This is a genomic window from Pseudorhodoferax sp., assembly GCF_047601025.1.
In the GTDB taxonomy this organism is placed as follows: domain Bacteria; phylum Pseudomonadota; class Gammaproteobacteria; order Burkholderiales; family Burkholderiaceae_C; genus Pseudorhodoferax.
In genome coordinates this window covers 780,767-797,690 of the sequence record NZ_JASGJZ010000001.1, presented here as the reverse complement: position 1 = coordinate 797,690, position 16,924 = coordinate 780,767, and the positions used below count along the sequence as shown (strand labels likewise).

Annotated in this window: 15 protein-coding genes; 8 read left to right on the top strand and 7 right to left on the bottom strand. The window is 70.3% G+C overall.

Annotated features, from left to right (window positions below; genetic code table 11):
- Positions 1-15 precede the first annotated feature (15 nt).
- Together QM782_RS03860 and QM782_RS03855 are read right to left on the bottom strand one after the other, a co-directional pair.
- Positions 16-1,038 (bottom strand): Bug family tripartite tricarboxylate transporter substrate binding protein, encoded by a 1,023-nt coding sequence (locus QM782_RS03860; protein WP_415201610.1) that lies wholly within the window; start codon positions 1,036-1,038, stop codon positions 16-18.
- 208 nt (positions 1,039-1,246) lie between these two features.
- Entirely contained in the window at positions 1,247-2,737 is a 1,491-nt protein-coding gene (locus tag QM782_RS03855; RefSeq protein ID WP_415201609.1) for a sulfatase-like hydrolase/transferase, read from the bottom strand.
- A 125-nt stretch (positions 2,738-2,862) separates the two neighbouring features.
- On the opposite strand from QM782_RS03855, the gene QM782_RS03850 reads away from it, so the two are divergent.
- The 3 genes from QM782_RS03850 to QM782_RS03840 all read left to right on the top strand — a co-directional run bounded on the left by QM782_RS03850 (position 2,863) and on the right by QM782_RS03840 (position 5,144).
- A complete protein-coding gene (locus QM782_RS03850) occupies positions 2,863-3,810 on the top strand; it encodes a LysR family transcriptional regulator (RefSeq protein ID WP_415201608.1) in 948 nt (315 codons plus the stop codon).
- 140 nt (positions 3,811-3,950) lie between these two features.
- Complete coding sequence (locus QM782_RS03845; protein ID WP_415201607.1) at positions 3,951-4,109, top strand: hypothetical protein; 159 nt, start codon at positions 3,951-3,953, stop codon at positions 4,107-4,109.
- 48 nt (positions 4,110-4,157) lie between these two features.
- Positions 4,158-5,144: a tripartite tricarboxylate transporter substrate binding protein BugE gene (locus QM782_RS03840; protein WP_415201606.1), complete on the top strand. Its 987-nt coding sequence runs from the start codon at positions 4,158-4,160 to the stop codon at positions 5,142-5,144.
- A gap of 150 nt (positions 5,145-5,294) precedes the next feature.
- On the opposite strand, the gene groL is transcribed toward QM782_RS03840, so the two are convergent.
- Both groL and groES read right to left on the bottom strand, forming a co-directional pair.
- Positions 5,295-6,935 carry a chaperonin GroEL gene (gene groL, locus QM782_RS03835; RefSeq protein WP_415201605.1) on the bottom strand — a complete coding sequence of 547 codons (1,641 nt, stop codon included), beginning with the start codon at positions 6,933-6,935 and terminating at the stop codon, positions 5,295-5,297.
- Positions 6,936-6,979: 44 nt separating this feature from the next.
- Positions 6,980-7,270: a co-chaperone GroES gene (gene groES, locus QM782_RS03830; protein ID WP_415201604.1), complete on the bottom strand. Its 291-nt coding sequence runs from the start codon at positions 7,268-7,270 to the stop codon at positions 6,980-6,982.
- A gap of 319 nt (positions 7,271-7,589) precedes the next feature.
- On the opposite strand from groES, the gene QM782_RS03825 reads away from it, so the two are divergent.
- A complete protein-coding gene (locus tag QM782_RS03825; protein ID WP_415201603.1) occupies positions 7,590-8,402 on the top strand; it encodes a class I SAM-dependent methyltransferase in 813 nt (270 codons plus the stop codon).
- A 19-nt stretch (positions 8,403-8,421) separates the two neighbouring features.
- Here the strand turns inward: QM782_RS03825 and QM782_RS03820 are convergent, their stop codons facing one another.
- Entirely contained in the window at positions 8,422-9,657 is a 1,236-nt protein-coding gene (locus QM782_RS03820) for a multidrug effflux MFS transporter (protein WP_415201602.1), read from the bottom strand.
- A 15-nt stretch (positions 9,658-9,672) separates the two neighbouring features.
- Positions 9,673-10,854 (bottom strand): methionine adenosyltransferase, encoded by a 1,182-nt coding sequence (metK, locus tag QM782_RS03815; RefSeq protein ID WP_415201601.1) that lies wholly within the window; start codon positions 10,852-10,854, stop codon positions 9,673-9,675.
- Positions 10,855-11,042: 188 nt separating this feature from the next.
- Here metK and QM782_RS03810 point away from each other — a divergent pair, with 188 nt between their 5' ends.
- Positions 11,043-11,906 carry a lipid A biosynthesis acyltransferase gene (locus QM782_RS03810; protein WP_415201600.1) on the top strand — a complete coding sequence of 288 codons (864 nt, stop codon included), beginning with the start codon at positions 11,043-11,045 and terminating at the stop codon, positions 11,904-11,906.
- On the opposite strand, the gene yihA is transcribed toward QM782_RS03810, so the two are convergent.
- Positions 11,900-12,574: a ribosome biogenesis GTP-binding protein YihA/YsxC gene (gene yihA, locus QM782_RS03805; protein ID WP_415201599.1), complete on the bottom strand. Its 675-nt coding sequence runs from the start codon at positions 12,572-12,574 to the stop codon at positions 11,900-11,902. The two genes, QM782_RS03810 and yihA, sit on opposite strands and share 7 nt — an antisense overlap.
- 72 nt (positions 12,575-12,646) lie before the next feature.
- On the opposite strand from yihA, the gene QM782_RS03800 reads away from it, so the two are divergent.
- The 3 genes from QM782_RS03800 to ccsB all read left to right on the top strand — a co-directional run bounded on the left by QM782_RS03800 (position 12,647) and on the right by ccsB (position 16,915).
- Positions 12,647-13,288 carry a c-type cytochrome gene (locus tag QM782_RS03800; protein ID WP_415201598.1) on the top strand — a complete coding sequence of 214 codons (642 nt, stop codon included), beginning with the start codon at positions 12,647-12,649 and terminating at the stop codon, positions 13,286-13,288.
- A gap of 148 nt (positions 13,289-13,436) precedes the next feature.
- On the top strand, positions 13,437-15,578 hold the full coding sequence (locus tag QM782_RS03795; RefSeq protein ID WP_415201597.1) for a cytochrome c biogenesis protein ResB: 2,142 nt from the start codon (positions 13,437-13,439) through the stop codon (positions 15,576-15,578).
- Positions 15,575-16,915 (top strand): c-type cytochrome biogenesis protein CcsB, encoded by a 1,341-nt coding sequence (gene ccsB / locus QM782_RS03790; RefSeq protein WP_415201596.1) that lies wholly within the window; start codon positions 15,575-15,577, stop codon positions 16,913-16,915. Before QM782_RS03795 ends, ccsB begins: the two co-directional genes overlap by 4 nt.
- The last annotated feature ends 9 nt before the right edge of the window (positions 16,916-16,924 follow it).

The following is a 16,924-nucleotide window of genomic DNA, read 5'->3' as shown; positions in this document are numbered from 1 at the left end:
AGCCATGCGCGGGGGTCAACCGTTGAATTCGATCTTCGCGCTCGACACGATCTGCACGACCTTGTCGTAGGCCACGCGGATCTCCTGCCCGAACGCTTGCGGCGACGAGCCGGCGGCGGCCAGTCCGGCGGACTCCAGTTGCTGGCGCACGGCCGGCAGCTTGGCGATGCGCTGGAGTTCGCCGCTGAGGCGCTGGACCGCAGCGGTCGGCGCGCCGGTCGGCATCAGGTAGCCCCAGAAGTTCGTGAAGTGGAAGCCCGGGATGCCCGACTCGGCGATGGTCGGCACCTGCGGCAGCGCCGGCACGCGGTCACCGGTGGCGGCCAGGGCCTTGAGCTTGCCGGCCTTGGCCTGGGTGAAGGCCGCACCGTCGATCATGAAGTCGATGTGGCCGCCCAGCACGTCGGTCACCGCCGCCGCGCCGCCGCGGTAGGGCACGTGGACGATGTCGACCCCGGCCATGTGCTTGACCATCTCCAGCACGAGGTGGCCGATGCTGCCCGCCCCGCTGGTCCCGCAGCGCAGCTTGCCGGGCTGTGCCCGCGCCATCGCCAGCACGTCGCGGAAGTTCGCGGCCGGCAGGTCGTTGCGGCCGGCCACCAGCACCGAGACGGTGGCGAGCAACGATACGGGCGTGAAGTCCCGGACCGGGTCGTAGGGCAGGTCCGGCCGCGCGACGCGGTTGATGCACAGGCTGCCCAGGTCGCCGATGAACAGGTTGTAGCCGTCCGGGGCCGAGCGCGCGGCCGCCGTGGCGCCGATGACGGCCGCGGCACCGCCGCGGTTGTCCACCACCACGGGCTGGCCCAGGGCTTCGGCCAGCGGCGTGGAGAAGATGCGGCCCACCACGTCGGTGTTGCCGCCCGGAGGGTACGGCACGATCAGCTTCAGCGGCTTGTCGGGATAGTCCCCCTGGGCGGCGGCCGGTCGCAGTGCCCAGGGGGTGGCAGCACAGGCGGCGGCGAGGCCGGCGCCGCGCAGCAGGGTGCGCCGCGTGGGTGGGCTGGGCGCAGCGTCGAGGCGCGGGAAGTGCATCATGGGGAAGTCTCCGGTCGTGGGCATGGGGAAAGGTGGGCGGGCGCCGGGCGCATGCGGATGCATCGGTGACGTCCACGCCGGCGTGCGGCGCACCGCAGTCTTTGGGCGCCTCGGCCCGAGGTGCGGGGTTCCAGGCGCGGCCATGGCGATGCAGGCATGCGCCGATGGAGGGCCTTGCCGCGGGCGCGGGGAATGCGTGCACGGCTTCTCAGGCGGGGCGGATGGCCGTGCGGTCCGGGTGGTCCACCGGCGGCTGCGGGTAGTGCACGCCACGCTGGCCGGAGAGCATGCGGTCCGGGCGCAGGCGCAGGCCTTCGGGTGCATAGCCGGCCACCCGGCCGCCCTGTACCCACCGCAGGTCGTCGCCGTACAGCGAGGCGATCAGCGCCTCTTCCAGCCGACGCCGCACGGGGGCGGCGTCGGTGGACAGGTCGTGCAGCTCGCGCGGGTCGTTCGCGAGATCGAACAGCTGCACTACGCTGCCGGCCGGGTACCAGATCAGCTTGTATCGCCCGTCGTGGACCATGCGCGAGGCGTTGTGCTGCTCGCCGCACTCGCCGTACAGGATCTCGCGCCGTTGCTCGCCCACCATCGACAAGCCTTCCACCGTATCGGGCACGGCGATGCCCGCCATGTCCAGCAGCGTGGGCATCACGTCCTGCAAGCCGACCAGGCGCGTGTCCACACCGCCCTGCGCTACGCGTTCGCAGTGCCGGGTGCCGACCAGGATCATGGGCACGCGTGCGGAGCCTTCGTAGAACAGCCGCTTGGCCCACAGGCCGTGGTCGCCCAGCATGTCGCCGTGGTCGCAGGTGAGCAGGATCACCGTGTCGTCCAGCAGCCCTTCCTCGCGCAGCGTGCCGATCAGCACGCGGATCTGGTGGTCGATGTGCGTGCACAGCGCGTAGTAGGCACGGCGCAGCGCACGGTGCGTGGCCGGCGTGTGGGGCGCGGGCCAGTAGTTGCGGATCACTTGCAGCGCGCTGGGCAGCCGGTCGGCAGGGCGCGACCAGTTGCCGGCCACGGGCAGGTCGATCTCGGCGTCGCGGTACAGGTCCAGGTAGGCCGACAGCGGCACCAGCGGCGGATGCGGGTGGCTGTAGGAGACATGCCAGAAGGCCGGCCGCGTCGGGTCGCGCCGCTTGATGGCGCGGGCGGCGGCCTGCGTGATCCAGTTCGTGACGTGCAGCGACTCGTCCAGGTGCCAGGGGCGGTGCTCGTAGCCGTTGTTGCTCATGCCGTGCATGAACTGCTGGCCGGCCTGGCCGCGGTCGGCCAGGAACAGGTCGTAGTCGTCCACCGCGCCGAGGCCGGGGCGGCCTTCCTCGGCCAGCAGCGCATCGTCGAATCCGACGCGGTCGCGCTGCGGGAAGACGTGCAGCTTGCCGATCGCCTGGGCCTGGTAGCCCGCATTGCGGAAGCACTGGGCGAGCAGCGGCGTGCGTGGCATCGGCTCGGCCGGCAGGAAGGAGCGGTCGCCGTGCCCACGCGGCGACAGGCCCGTCATCACGCTGCGCCGTGCCGGGATGCAGATCGGCGACTCGCTGTAGGCGTGCGGAAAGCGCGTGCCCAGCCGCGCGAGCTGGTCGATGGTGGGCGTCTGGATCACCGGATGGCCGGCATGGCCGAACAGCGGGCCGGCCCATTGGTCGACCATCAGAAACAGTACGTTGGGACGGGTGGCGGCGGGGCTGGTCATGCGTGGAGTCCTGGCAGCGACGCGCTGGCGGCACGGCGCCGGCACTGGGCGGCCAGTCTAGGCAGCCCAGCGCATGGCGCCTATCGTTATGCTGGGCAGACTACGTATGCCTTCGGAGGAATGGCTTGAACGCTCCCAGCCTGGAACAGTGGCGGCTGTTCGTGCAGATCGCCGACCTTGGCAGCCTGACCCTCGCGGCGGCGGCGCGCGACGTTGCGCAGCCGGCGCTGAGTCGCCAGCTCGCGGCCATCGAGCGTGCCTGCGGCGGACGCCTGTTCGAGCGCGGCGCGCGCGGGCTGCGGCTGAACGAGGCCGGCCAGCGGCTGTATCCGCGCGTGCGCGACTGGCTCGCGCAGGCCGACCGGATGCTGCAGGACGCTCGCGGCGAACTGCGGACGCCCAGCGGCACGGTGCACCTGGGCGTGCTGGCATCGTTCTCGCCGCGGCTGGCGACCGAGGTCTTCACGGCGGTGCGGCAGCGCTTTCCAGGCATCGTGCTGCGTCTTTCCTCGGGCCTGAGCGGGGCGCTGGCCGAGCGCGTCGCGGAGGGCGACGTCGACCTGGCGCTGCTGTCCACCAACGCGCGCGAACACCACAGCCGGGAGATTCCGATCGGGACCGTGGCGCACGTGCTGGTCGGGCCGCCCGGCGATCCGCTGACCGCGGCCGCCAGCGTGGCCTTCGCCCGGCTGGATGGGGTGCCGCTGGTGGTGCCCGGGCGTCCCTACGCCTTCCACAATCTGCTGGAGCACTGGGCCGCGCGCCGCCGCATCCGCCTGAACGTGGTGGCCGAATGCGATGCGCTGGACCTGCAGAAACAGCTGATCCGCACCGCCGGCGTGCACGCCATCATGGCCGGCAGCGCGGTGCGCGCCGAAGTCGCGGCCGGCATGCTGCAGGCCGCCCCGGTGGTCGCGCCGGCACTTCGCCGCAACATCGTGCTGCGGGTGTCGGCGCTGCGGCCGCCCACGGCGGCCTGCCGGGAAGTGCTGCGCATCGTCGAGCAGGCCGCCACGCAGGTGCTGCGCGAAGAGGCCGCAGGCGGCGCACCGGCAACGGACGATGCCTGTTGAGCCGGGAAGGGGCCAACACCATCACGCATCGGCCAGGAAGATCGCGTCGGAGCCATCCGCTGCCGGCCGGTGCAGGTCAAGGGCCTGCTCAGCGGCGAGGATGCACTGCAGTGCAGGCGCACGCAGCTCCGCCCCTGCGCGTGATCGAAGCCGTGGTGGCTGCCTTGGCGGAGGAGGCCGGCGTGGGCCATGCCATCGGCGTGCTGTTCGGCGAGATGGATCGCAACATGGCTATGCTGGGCGTTGCGCGCTGCGCCGCGTTGGGGGTGCAGCACCACATCGTGCGCTGCCGCGCCTGAGCGGCGCACCCACCATTCTTTGACCAACCACCGAAGGAGATGATGCACATGCCTGCTTTTGCTTTGCGCCTCGGCGCCCGCGCGCTGCTGGGCGGCCTGGTCCTTGCGGCGAGCGCAGCGGCGCTGGCCCAGGCCGCCTACCCGAACAAGCCGATCCGCCTGATCGTGCCCTTCGCCGCCGGCGGCACCACCGACATCATCGCCCGCGTGGTGGCCGATCCGCTGGGGCGGGAGCTGGGCCATCCGGTGGTGGTGGACAACAAGGGCGGCGCCGGCGGCACCATCGGCGCGACCGAAGCCATGCGCGCCAGGCCCGACGGCTACACGCTGAGCGTGGCCACCGTGTCCACCACGGCCACCAACCCGGCCATCACGCCCAAGTTCCCGTACAACCCCGAGACGGACTTCGTACCCATCATCAACATCGCCGCCACGCCGAACGTGATCGCGGTGAACCCCAAGTTCCCGGGGCACGACTACAAGGGCTTCGTCGAAGAGCTGAAGAAGAACCCCGGCAAGTACTCGTACGCCTCCACCGGCACCGGCAGCATCACCCACATGCTGATGGAGTTGTACAAGAGCATGGCGGGCGTGCAGATGACGCACATCCCCTACCGGGGCGCGGGCCCGGCGCTGAACGACGTGGTGGCAGGACAGGTGAACATGAACCTGGACAACCTGCCCTCGTCGCTGCCCTTCATCAAGGACGGCCGCCTGATCCCCATCGTGGTGGCCGCGCCGCAGCGCCTGGCGGTACTGCCCGACGTGCCCACCTTCAAGGAGGTGGGGCTGGAGCCGGTGAACCGCATGGCCTACTACGGCATCGTCGGCCCCAAGGGCACGCCGCGCGAGGTGGTGGACCGCATCAATGCCGCCGTGAAGAAGGTGCTGGCGGAGCCGGCGGTGAAGAAGCGCATCGAGGAAACCGGCTCGCTGGTGATCGCCAACACGCCCGAGCAGTTCGCCGAGCAGATCCGCAACGAGTTCGCCATCTACAAGGACGTGGTGAGCAAGCAGAAGCTGACGCTGGATTGAGGCGCGGAGGGGGCGCTGCCAGGCAACGCAGCGCCCCCGCCGGGCCGCGCACCGGCCGGCCAGCCCGAAAACGAAAAACCCGCCGGGTGCGAGCCCGGCGGGTTTTTCTTCGGTCGGGGCCGTCCGGACGGACGGCCTGCGACAGGAGGCTTACATGCCCATGTCGCCCATGCCGCCCATGCCGCCGGGCATGGCCGGGGCGGGGGACTCGTCCTTCGGCGCCTCGGCGACCATGCACTCGGTCGTCAGCATCAGCGACGCCACGGAGGCGGCGTTCTGCAGCGCGGTGCGGGTGACCTTGGTGGGATCCAGGATGCCCATCTCGATCATGTCGCCGTAGGTGTCGTTGGCGGCATTGAAGCCGTAGTTGCCCTGGCCGGCCAGCACCGCGTTCACGACGACGGAGGCTTCGCCGCCGGCGTTGTAGACGATCTCGCGCAGCGGGGCTTCGATGGCCTTGAGCACCAGGCGGATGCCGGCGTCCTGGTCGGCGTTGTCGCCCTTGATGGCGCCAGCGGCCTGCTTGGCGCGCAGCAGCGCGACGCCGCCGCCGGCCACGATGCCTTCCTCGACGGCGGCACGGGTGGCGTGCAGCGCGTCTTCCACGCGGGCCTTCTTCTCCTTCATCTCGACCTCGGTGGCGGCGCCGACCTTGATCACGGCCACGCCGCCGGCCAGCTTGGCCACGCGTTCCTGCAGCTTCTCACGGTCGTAGTCGCTGGTGGCTTCCTCGATCTGCACGCGGATCTGCTTGACGCGCGCTTCGATGTCGGCAGCGCTGCCGGCGCCATCGATGATGGTGGTGTTTTCCTTGCCCACTTCGATGCGCTTGGCCTGGCCCAGGTCGGCCAGCGTGACCTTCTCCAGCGTCAGGCCGACTTCCTCGGCGATGACCTTGCCGCCCGTCAGGATGGCGATGTCTTCCAGCATGGCCTTGCGGCGGTCGCCGAAGCCGGGCGCCTTGACGGCCACGACCTTCAGGATGCCGCGGATGGTGTTGACCACCAGGGTCGCCAGGGCTTCGCCCTCGACTTCCTCGGCGATGATCAGCAGCGGACGGCCGGCCTTGGCGACGGCTTCCAGCGTGGGCAGCAGTTCGCGGATGTTGCTGATCTTCTTGTCGAACAGCAGCACGTAGGGGTTGTCCAGCAGGGCGGCCTGCTTTTCCGGGTTGTTGATGAAGTAGGGCGACAGGTAGCCGCGGTCGAACTGCATGCCCTCGACGACTTCCAGCTCGTTGTCCAGGCTCTTGCCGTCCTCGACGGTGATCACGCCTTCCTTGCCGACCTTGTCCATGGCGTCGGCGATGATCTTGCCGATGGACTCGTCGCTGTTGGCGGAGATGGCGCCGACCTGGGCGATCTCCTTGGAGGTCGTGGTGGCCTTGGAGGCCTTCTTCAGCTGCTCGACCAGGGCGGCGACGGCCTTGTCGATGCCGCGCTTGAGGTCCATCGGGTTCATGCCGGCGGCCACGTACTTCATGCCTTCGCGCACGATGGCCTGGGCCAGCACGGTGGCGGTGGTGGTGCCGTCACCGGCGTTGTCCGAGGTCTTGGAAGCGACTTCCTTGACCATCTGGGCGCCCATGTTCTGGAGCTTGTCCTTCAGCTCGATTTCCTTGGCCACGGACACGCCGTCCTTGGTCACGGTGGGGGCGCCGAAGGAGCGCTCGAGCACCACGTTGCGGCCCTTGGGGCCCAGGGTCACCTTGACCGCGTTGGCCAGGATGTTCACGCCTTCGACCATGCGGGCGCGGGCGTCGCCGCCGAAAATGACGTCTTTAGCTGCCATGGATGTTTCTCCGGATTCGTTTCAACAGGGGGTGGGCGAAGGGCTTACTTCTCGACGACCGCGAACAGGTCGTCTTCCTTCATCACCAGCAGTTCGTCGCCGTCGACCTTGACGGTCTGGCCCGAGTACTTGCCGAACAGCACGCGGTCGCCGACCTTGACGGACAGTTCGACGCGCTTGCCATCGTCGTCCCGCTTGCCCGGGCCGACGGCCAGCACTTCACCCTGGTCGGGCTTCTCGGCGGCGTTGTCGGGGATCACGATGCCCGAGGCGGTCTTGGTTTCGCTTTCAACACGCTTGACGATCACGCGATCGGCCAAAGGACGAAGTTTCAATTGCATCTCCTGAAGAAGGTTGCGTTGCACTTGGGTTGCTGGGGGCAGCCGCGGGCTGCCGCCCCGAAGACGCGGGATCGCGGTGCCTGTTAGCACTCGACCCCAGCGAGTGCTAATCATAGCGGCGAAATGTGACGCTTCAAGAGTGGTCCGGCGAAAAAAGTGGCCGGGTGCAGACGGCGATTCGTCCCTATCTTGCGCAAGCGCATTACCGCAGCGCCGGGGATTTGCTAAGGTCGCAAGGATGCACGAATCGACTTCACCGAGGACGGGGCGCGGTCGGAAGGCGCCCGCCTCTGGCAGCGTGGCGTTATCGGCCGTGCCTTCGACCCTGCGCATCCCGCTGGCGGCCCGCGCCCATGGCGACGCGCTGTTCCCGCAGGTGGCGATCGGCGACGTCCATGCCCGCGCGTGGCTGGATGCCATCGGCGACGACGGGCAGGACTGGCTCGACGACCGGCCCAGCGTCTACGGCGTGCTGGCGCGCACGCGCGTGTTCCGCGAGCGCGCGCTGGACTACCTGGCGCGCCATCCGGCCGGGCAGGTGGTCAACCTGGGCTGCGGCCTGAGCCACTATTTCCAGTGGCTGGACAACGGCCGCTGCCGCATGGTGGAAGGGGACCTGGAGGAAGTGGTGGCGATCCGCCGGCAGCTGCCGGGGGGCGGTCCGGACGGCCGGCGGCACCGGCTGGCCGTGCTGGACATCGGCCAGCCGGGCTGGTGGGACCGCCTGGGGCTGGCGCCGGACCGGCAGGGCGCGCCGGTGTTCCTGATGTGCGAGGGCGTGCTGATGTACCTGCCGCCGGCCACCGTGCGGGGCATTCTGGCGGAGTTCGGCGCGCGGGCCCCGGCCGGCTCGGTGTTCGTGTTCGACGCGCTGTCCGGGCTGGCGTCGGGCAACGCGCGGCTGCATGCCTCGGTGCGGCACACCGCGGCCGAATTCAGCTGGGGGCCGCTGCGCATCGCCGAGCTGACCGCGCCGCACGGGCGGCTGCAGCTGGAGGCGGTGCACATGGTGATGGAGGGCTACGACCCGCTGTACGCGGTCATGGGGCACTCGTTCCGTCTGTTCATGGGCGTGCCGTTCTACGCGCTGTACGAGCTGCACGCGCAGCACGCGGCAGGCGGCTGAGCCCGCCGCCGCCCATCCGTCATGCGTGCGTGTGCGCGTGGCGGCCGATCTCGGGCCAGCGGCGGTGCAGCACGATCCAGGCCGCCAGGCCCACGCCCATCATCGCCAGCGAGGCCAGCGCCAGCAGCCGCGTGGAATGCATCACCAGCGGCGCGACCACGCCGGCCACCACGCCGTTGGCGGCCGAGCCGACGAAGGCCTGCAGCGAGGACGCCATGCCGCGCCGTGCTGGGTACAGGTCCAGCACCAGCAGCGTGACCACCGGCACCATCAGCGCCCAGCCGAACGCGAACACCGCGATCGGCGGCAGCGCCCAGGCGGGGTGCGCGGTCCACAGCAGGTTGGCGGCCAGGTTCAGCACGGCCACCACGGTCATCACCAGGAAGCCGTGGCGGATCTGCCGCTTGGGCGCGATGCGCCCGGCCAGCCGGCCGCTGGCGAAGGCGCCGCCCATGATGCCGCCGATGGTCAGCAGGAAGAACCAGAAGAACTGCGTGGGCGCGAGATGCAGCAGCGTGCCCAGGAACTCGGGCGCCGACAGCACGTACAGGAACATGCCGTTGAACGGGATGCCGCTGGCCAGCGCCAGCAGCAGGAAGCGCGGGTCGGCCAGCAGCTGGCGGTAGCCGCGCAGCAGCTCGCGCACGCGGAAGGCCTGGCGGTGCCCGGCGTGCAGCGTCTCGGGCAGCAGCCGGAAGATGCAGGCCCACAGCAGCACGCCGACCACGGTCAGGAACCAGAACACGCTGGCCCAGCCCAGGTGCACGAACAGCCAGCCGCCGACGATGGGCGCGATGGCCGGCGCCACGCCGAAGTAGATCGTCACCTGGCTCATGACGCGCTGCGCCTCGGCCGGCGGGAACACGTCGCGGATCACCGCGCGCGAGACCACCATGCCGGCGCCGCTGGACAGCCCCTGCAGCGCGCGGAAGAACACCAGCTGCCCGATATCCCGCGACAGCGCGCAGCCGGCCGAGGCCAGCGTGAACACGGCGATGCCCCACAGCACCACCGGCCGGCGGCCGAAGCTGTCCGACAGCGCGCCGTGGAACAGGTTCATGCAGGCGAAGCCGAACAGGTAGGCCGACAGCGTCTGCTGCATCTCCACCGGCGTGGCGCCCAGCGCGCGGGCGATGCCGGAGAAGGCGGGGATGTAGGTGTCGATCGCGAACGGCGCCAGCGTGCCCAGCAGGGCCAGCAGCGCCGCCAGGGCCCAGCGCGGGCCGCGCCACAGGGGCGGTGCCTCTGCGCTCATCGGGGGCGGGGCCGCCTACAGGCCGGCAGCGGCGCGCAGCGCGGCGGCCTTGTCGGTGCGTTCCCAGCTGAACTCCGGCTCCTCGCGGCCGAAGTGGCCGTAGGCCGCGGTCTTCTCGTAGATCGGGCGCAGCAGGTCCAGCATCTGGATGATCCCCCTGGGCCGCAGGTCGAAGTGCTCGCGCACCAGCGCGGCGATCTTCTCGTCGGAGATGACGCCGGTGCCCTCGGTGTAGACCGTGATGTTCATCGGGTGCGCCACGCCGATCGCGTAGGCCACCTGGATCTGGCACTGGCGCGCCAGGCCCGCGGCCACGATGTTCTTGGCCACGTAGCGCGCGGCATAGGCGGCCGAGCGGTCGACCTTGGTCGGGTCCTTGCCGCTGAAGGCGCCGCCGCCGTGCGGGCAGGCGCCGCCGTAGGTGTCGACGATGATCTTGCGGCCGGTCAGGCCGCAGTCGCCCTGCGGGCCGCCGATGACGAAGCGGCCGGTCGGGTTGATCAGGTACTTGGTGTCCTTGAGCCACTCCTTGGGCAGCACCGGCTTGATGATCTCCTCGACCACGGCCTCGACGAAGCTGGCCTTCATCTTGGTCGGCGTCTCGCTCTGGTCGGGGTGGTGCTGGGTCGACAGCACCACGGTGTCGATGCTGTGCGGCTTGCCGTCCAGGTAGCGCATCGTCACCTGGCTCTTGGCGTCCGGGCGCAGGAAGGGCAGGCGGCCGTCCTTGCGCAGCTGCGCCTGGCGCTCGACCAGGCGGTGCGCGTAGTAGATCGGCGCGGGCATCAGCTCGGGCGTCTCGTCGCAGGCGTAGCCGAACATCAGGCCCTGGTCGCCGGCGCCGGTGTTCAGGTGGTCGTCGCTGGCATGGTCCACGCCCTGGGCGATGTCGTTGGACTGCTTGTCGTAGCAGACCATCACCGCGCAGCCCTTGTAGTCGATGCCGTAGTCGGTGTCGTCGTAGCCGATGCGCTTGATGGTGTCGCGCGCGACCTGGATGTAGTCCACGTGCGCGTTGGTCGTGATCTCGCCGGCCAGCACCACCAGGCCGGTGTTGGTCAGTGTCTCGGCGGCCACGCGCGAGCGCGGGTCCTGCCGGAAGATCGCGTCGAGGATCGCATCGGAGATCTGGTCGGCCACCTTGTCGGGATGCCCCTCGGACACGGACTCGGAGGTGAACAGGAAGTCGCTCGCCATTTGAATAAACTCCTTCGCTTCGTAAAAGGCGGTTACGTCTTGTGCGTTGCCTCTTGCGGGGAGCTTGCGGCGAACGCTTTAGCAGTTGTGTTTAACGTCGCCCTGCAAGTAGTTCAGTAACTCGGCGACGGCGCTGATTCTAGAAGGTTGTCGATGTCCCCACTGTCGAACCGGGGCGCTGCGCGGTGATGGCGCGCATCGCCATCGCGCTGCTGCGCCTGCTGGCGCCGCTGCCGCTGGCCTGGGTGCGCGGCCTGGGCGCCGTGCTGGGCCGGCTGCTGTACCGGGTGGTGGCCAGCCGCCGGCGCATCGCGCTGACCAACCTGGCGCTGTGCTTCCCGCAGCTGTCCGCCGCCGAGCGCGAGGCGCTGGCCAGGCGCCACTTCGTCGTCTTCGTGCAGGCCTGGCTGGACCGCGCCTGGCTCTGGCACGGCCGCCCGGAGGTCACGCGCGCGCGGCTGCGGCTGACCGGCGCGCTGCACGAGTTCGACGGCCTGGCGCCGCGGCTGCTGTTCGCGCCGCACTTCGTGGGCCTGGACGCGGGCGCCACGGCGCTGTCGCAGCAGGTGCGGCGCCAGTTCGCGACCATCTACACGCAGCAGTCCAACGCGACGGTCGACGCCTGGGTCAAGCAGGGGCGCCAGCGCTTCGGCAATGCCAAGCTGTACGGCCGCATCGACGGCGTCAAGCCCATCGTCGCGGCGCTGCGCGCCGGCGAGCCGGTCTACCTGCTGCCGGACATGGACTTCGGCGCGCGCGACTCGGTGTTCGTGCCGTTCTACGGCGTGCCGGCGGCCACCGTGCCCTCGCTGTCGCGCTTCGCGCGGCTGGGGCGCGCGCGCGTGGTGCCGGTGGTCACGCGGCTGACCGACGACGGCTACGAGGTGCAGGTGCTGCCGGGCTGGGATGGTTTCCCGACCGCCGACGCCACCGCCGACACGGCGCTGATGAACCAGCGGCTGCAGGGCTGGATCGACGCCATGCCCGAGCAGTACTTCTGGGTGCACAAGCGCTTCAAGACCCGTCCGCCCGGGGAGCCCCCGGTCTATTGAGGCGCCGCCGCCGGGGGCGGGGCGTCCGGCTGCTCCGGATGCGCCCAGTCCCACAGCAGCTGGCTGACCTCGTCCACGCCCTGGCGCTTGAGCGCCGAGAACAGCATGGCCTGGCCGCCGCCGGCCTGCAGCCGCGCGATCGACAGCGCCTTGGCCGCCTCACTGCGGGTGAGCTTGTCGGCCTTGGTCAGCAGCAGCAGGAAGGGCAGGCCCTGCTCCACGCGCGGGCGGATCACCTCCAGCAGGCCCTCGTCCAGCTCGGTCAGGCCATGGCGGGGGTCGCACAGCAGCACCACGCCCGCGAGGTTCTCGCGGCTGGCCAGGTAGTTGGCCATCACGCGCTGCCAGCGCAGCTTGTCCTGCAGCGGCACGGCGGCGTAGCCGTAGCCCGGCAGGTCGGCCAGCACCGCGTCGGTCGCGCCCTGGCGGCCCAGCGCGAACAGGTTGATGTGCTGCGTGCGGCCGGGCTTCTTGGAGGCGAAGGCCAGCTGCTTGCGCTGCGTCAGCGTATTGATGCAGGTCGACTTGCCGGCGTTGGAGCGGCCGACGAAAGCGATCTCGGGCACGCCCGGCGCCGGCAGCTGGTGCAGCTGCGCGGCCGTCGTCAGGAAGCGCGCCGTGTGCAGCCAGCCCGTGGCGAGGGCGGCGGCAGGGGCGGGAGAGGTCATGGAGGGTGCAGGGAAGGCGCGGGGGCGCATTGTAGAATCGCCGGGTTTTGCGCACATAAAACGACCCTCGATATGAAGTTGCCCGCCTGCATGATCCTGGCTGCCGCGCTGGCAGCGCTGTCGTTTCCAAGCATCGCCGCGGAGGAGGGGCAGCCGGCCGCGCCCAAGACGGCCAAGCCGGATCTGGTCAAGGGCGAGCAGGGCTTCACCGCGGTCTGCGCGGCCTGCCACGGCGCGGACGGCAACTCGACCATCCCGGCCAACCCCCGGTTGTCGCAGCAGCACCCCGAGTACCTGATCAAGCAGCTGCGCGAGTTCAAGGACGGCAAGCGCAACGATGCGGTCATGAAGGGCTTCGCCTCCACGCTGAGCGAGGACGACATGCGCAACATCGCCTACTGGGTCACGGCGCAGAAGGCCAAGCCCGGCTTCGCCAAGGACAAGGACCTGGTGATGCTGGGCGAGCGCATCTTCCGCGGCGGCATCCCGGACCGCCAGATCGCCGCCTGCGCTGGCTGCCACAGCCCCAACGGCGCCGGCATCCCGTCGCAGTACCCGCGCCTGTCCGGCCAGCATGCCGACTACACGGTCGCGCAGCTGCTTGCCTTTCGCGACGGCAAGCGCCTGAACAACGTGCAGATGACCGGCGTGGCCGCCAAGATGAACGACCGCGAGATCCGTGCGGTCGCCGACTACATCGCCGGCCTGCGCTGACGCGCGCGGCGCGCGGCGCGCGCGGAACCAAATGCCGGCTTCCCCGACCCAAGGAACGGGCCATCCGGTCGAAGGGCAGCACGGCGGGCCCGCGGGCGGATGGCCCGCTTTTTTCATGGGCGCCTGAACGGCGCCCCGGCGAGCTTCGATGAGCACTTCCACCCACGGCCTGCGCGTGCGCAGCGGCTCCCACGCCTGGCGGGCCGTGGTGGAGCTGCTGTCGTCCATGCGCTTCGCGATCGCGCTGCTGACGACCGTCTGCATCGCCTCCGTGATCGGCACCGTCGTCAAGCAGCACGAGCCGTCCGCCAACTACGTCAACCAGTTCGGCCCGTTCTGGGCGCTGCTGTTCGAGAAGTTCGGCCTGAACGCGGTCTACAGCGCCTGGTGGTTCCTGCTGATCCTGGGTTTCCTGGTCGTCAGCACGACCCTGTGCATCGTGCGCAGCACGCCGAAGATCCTGGCCGACCTGAAAGCCTACAAGCAGGACATCCGCGCGCAGAGCCTGAACGCCTTCCACCACCGCGCGCACGGCCAGGTGGCCGGCAGCCCCGCCGCCGCCGCCGCGCGCATCGGCAAGGCCCTGGCCGGCGCCGGCTGGAAGGTCAAGCTGCAGCGCCGCGACACGCCGGCGGGCGAGGGCTGGATGGTCGCGGCCAAGGCCGGCGCGGCCAACAAGCTGGGCTACCTGGCCGCGCACAGCGCCATCGTGCTGATCTGCATCGGCGGCCTGTTCGACGGCGACCTGGTCGTGCGCGCGCAGACCTGGTTCAACGGCAAGTCGGTCTACCGGGGCGGCGGCATGATCGCCGACGTCGCGCCCGAGCACCGGCTGTCCATGCGCAACCCGACCTTCCGCGGCAACCTGATGGTGGCCGAGGGCACGCAGTCCAGCACCGCCATCCTGTCGCAGTCCGACGGCGTGCTGCTGCAGGAGCTGCCGTTCGCGGTCGAGCTGAAGAAGTTCATCGTCGAGTACTACTCGACCGGCATGCCCAAGCTGTTCGCCAGCGACATCGTGATCCACGACCGCGAGACCGGCGCGCAGACGCCGGCGCGCGTGGAGGTCAACCACCCGGTGCGCTACAAGGGCGTGGAGATCTACCAGTCCAGCTTCGACGACGGCGGCTCCACGGTGAAGCTGCGCGCCGTGCCGCTGGTGCCGGGCGGCCAGCCGTTCGAGGTCGAGGGCCAGATCGGCGCCAGCACCGAACTCGTGCGCGGCGGCGACACGATGACGCTGGAGTACACCGCCCTGCGCGTGATCAACGTGGAGAACCTGGGCGGCGCGCCGGCCGACGGCGCGGTGGACGTGCGCAAGGTCGACCTGGGCGCCGCCATCGACGCGCGGCTGGGTGCCGGCAACAAGACCGCGACCCAGCGCGAGCTGCGCAACGTCGGCCCCAGCATCACCTACCGGCTGCGCGACGCGGCCGGCCAGGCGCGCGAGTTCCACAACTACATGCTGCCGGTGGACACCGGCGACGGCGCGCTGGCCTTCCTGCTGGGCGTGCGCGCCACGCCGGCCGAGCCCTTCCGCTACCTGCGCATCCCGGCCGATGCGGACGACAGCATGGACACCTTCGTGCGCCTGTACGCGGCGCTGCGCGATCCCGCGCTGCGCGAGCAGGCCGTGCAGCGCTACGCGCAGCGCGCGGTCGATCCGCAGCGGCCCGAGCTGGCCGCCCAGCTGGCGGCCTCGGGCTCCAAGGCGCTGGCGCTGTTCGCCGGCGGCGGGCGCGCCGAAGGGCAGGCTGTGCCGCGCGGCGGCCTGCAGGCCATCGCCGACTTCATCGAGGCCAACGTGCCCGAGGCCGAGCGCGCCCGCGCCGGCGAGGTGCTGGTGCGCATCCTGAACGGCACGCTGTTCGAGCTGGTCCAGCTGGCCCAGGAGCGCGCCGGCGCCAAGCCGCTGGATCCCGATGCGCCGCGCACCCAGGGCTTCATGACCCAGGCCGTGCTGTCGCTCAGCGACGCCTTGCTGTACCCGGCGCCGATGGCCTTCATGCTGGCCGACTTCCGCCAGGTGCAGGCCAGCGTGTTCCAGGTCGCGCGCGCGCCGGGCCGCAACATCGTGTACCTGGGCTGCCTGTTGCTGATCGTCGGCGTTTTCGCGATGCTCTACGTGCGCGAGCGCCGGCTGTGGGTCTGGCTGACGCCGCAGGGCCTCGGCGCCGGGTCCGAGGCGACCATGGCGCTGTCGTCCAACCGCCGGACGCTGGACGTGGACCGCGAATTCGAGCGGCTCGGCCGCCAGCTGATCGGCGCGCAGCAGGAAGCGAAGCAATGAACACCATCACGCACGAAGACACCCTGGTCCTGAACGAGGGCTTCCTGGCCCGGCGCAGCTGGTTCGACTGGCTGTTCGCGCTGCTGGCCGTGGCCGGCGGCGTGCTGGCCTTCGCGCGCTACCACGCGGCCATGGACGTCTACGAGAAGTGGATCCTGGCCGGCACCGTGCCGGCGCTGGTCTGGCTGGGCTGGTTCTGGCGGCCGCTGCGCGTGCTGATGCTGGTCGTGGCCGGCCTGTCGCTGCTGGCCATCGCCTCCTACCAGTCGGGCGGGCAGGCCGACCTGGCGCGCGCCGACCAGGTGTTCTGGCTCAAGTACTTCCTGTCCAGCCAGTCGGCCATCCTGTGGATGAGCATGCTGTTCTTCGTCAGCACCGCGTTCTACTGGGCCGGCATGCTGGCGCGCAACCCGGCGGCGTCGCTGGAGCTGATCGGCTCGCGCGTGGCCTGGGCGGCGGTCACGATGGCCCTGGTCGGCAGCATGGTGCGCTGGTACGAGAGCCACCAGATCGGCCCGGACATCGGCCACATCCCGGTCAGCAACCTGTACGAGGTGTTCGTGCTGTTCTGCTGGCTGACGGCGGCCTTCTACCTGTACTTCGAGGCCCAGTACCGCACGCGCGCGCTCGGCGCCTTCGTGCTGCTGGTCATCAGCGCGGCGGTGGGTTTCCTGCTCTGGTACACGGTGGTGCGTGAGGCGCACGAGATCCAGCCGCTGGTGCCGGCGCTCAAGAGCTGGTGGATGAAGCTGCACGTGCCGGCCAACTTCGTCGGCTACGGCACTTTCGCGCTGGCGGCCATGGTGGCCTTCGCCTACCTGATCAAGCAGCAGGCCGGCGAGACGCGCTGGTGGCGCCTGGCGCCGCTGTGGCTGCTGGGCGTGGTGCTGTGCTTCGAGCCGGTGGTGTTCCGCCAGGGCGGCGTGCAGGGCGTCAGCAGCTACTGGGCGGTGTACTTCGGCGTCTCGGCGCTGATCGTCGCCGGCATCCTGCTCGGCCGCCGGCGCATCGCGGCCCGGCTGCCGGGGCTGGAGGTGCTGGACGACGTGATGTACAAGGCCATCGCCGTCGGCTTCGCGTTCTTCACGATCGCCACCGTGCTCGGCGCGCTGTGGGCTGCCGAGGCCTGGGGCGGCTACTGGAGCTGGGACCCCAAGGAAACCTGGGCGCTGATCGTCTGGCTCAACTACGCGGCCTGGCTGCACATGCGGCTCATGAAGGGCCTGCGCGGCACCGTGGCGGCCTGGTGGGCGCTGGCGGGGCTGGCCATCACGACCTTCGCCTTCCTCGGCGTCAACATGTTCCTGTCGGGCCTGCACAGCTACGGAACGCTTTGACCACGTATG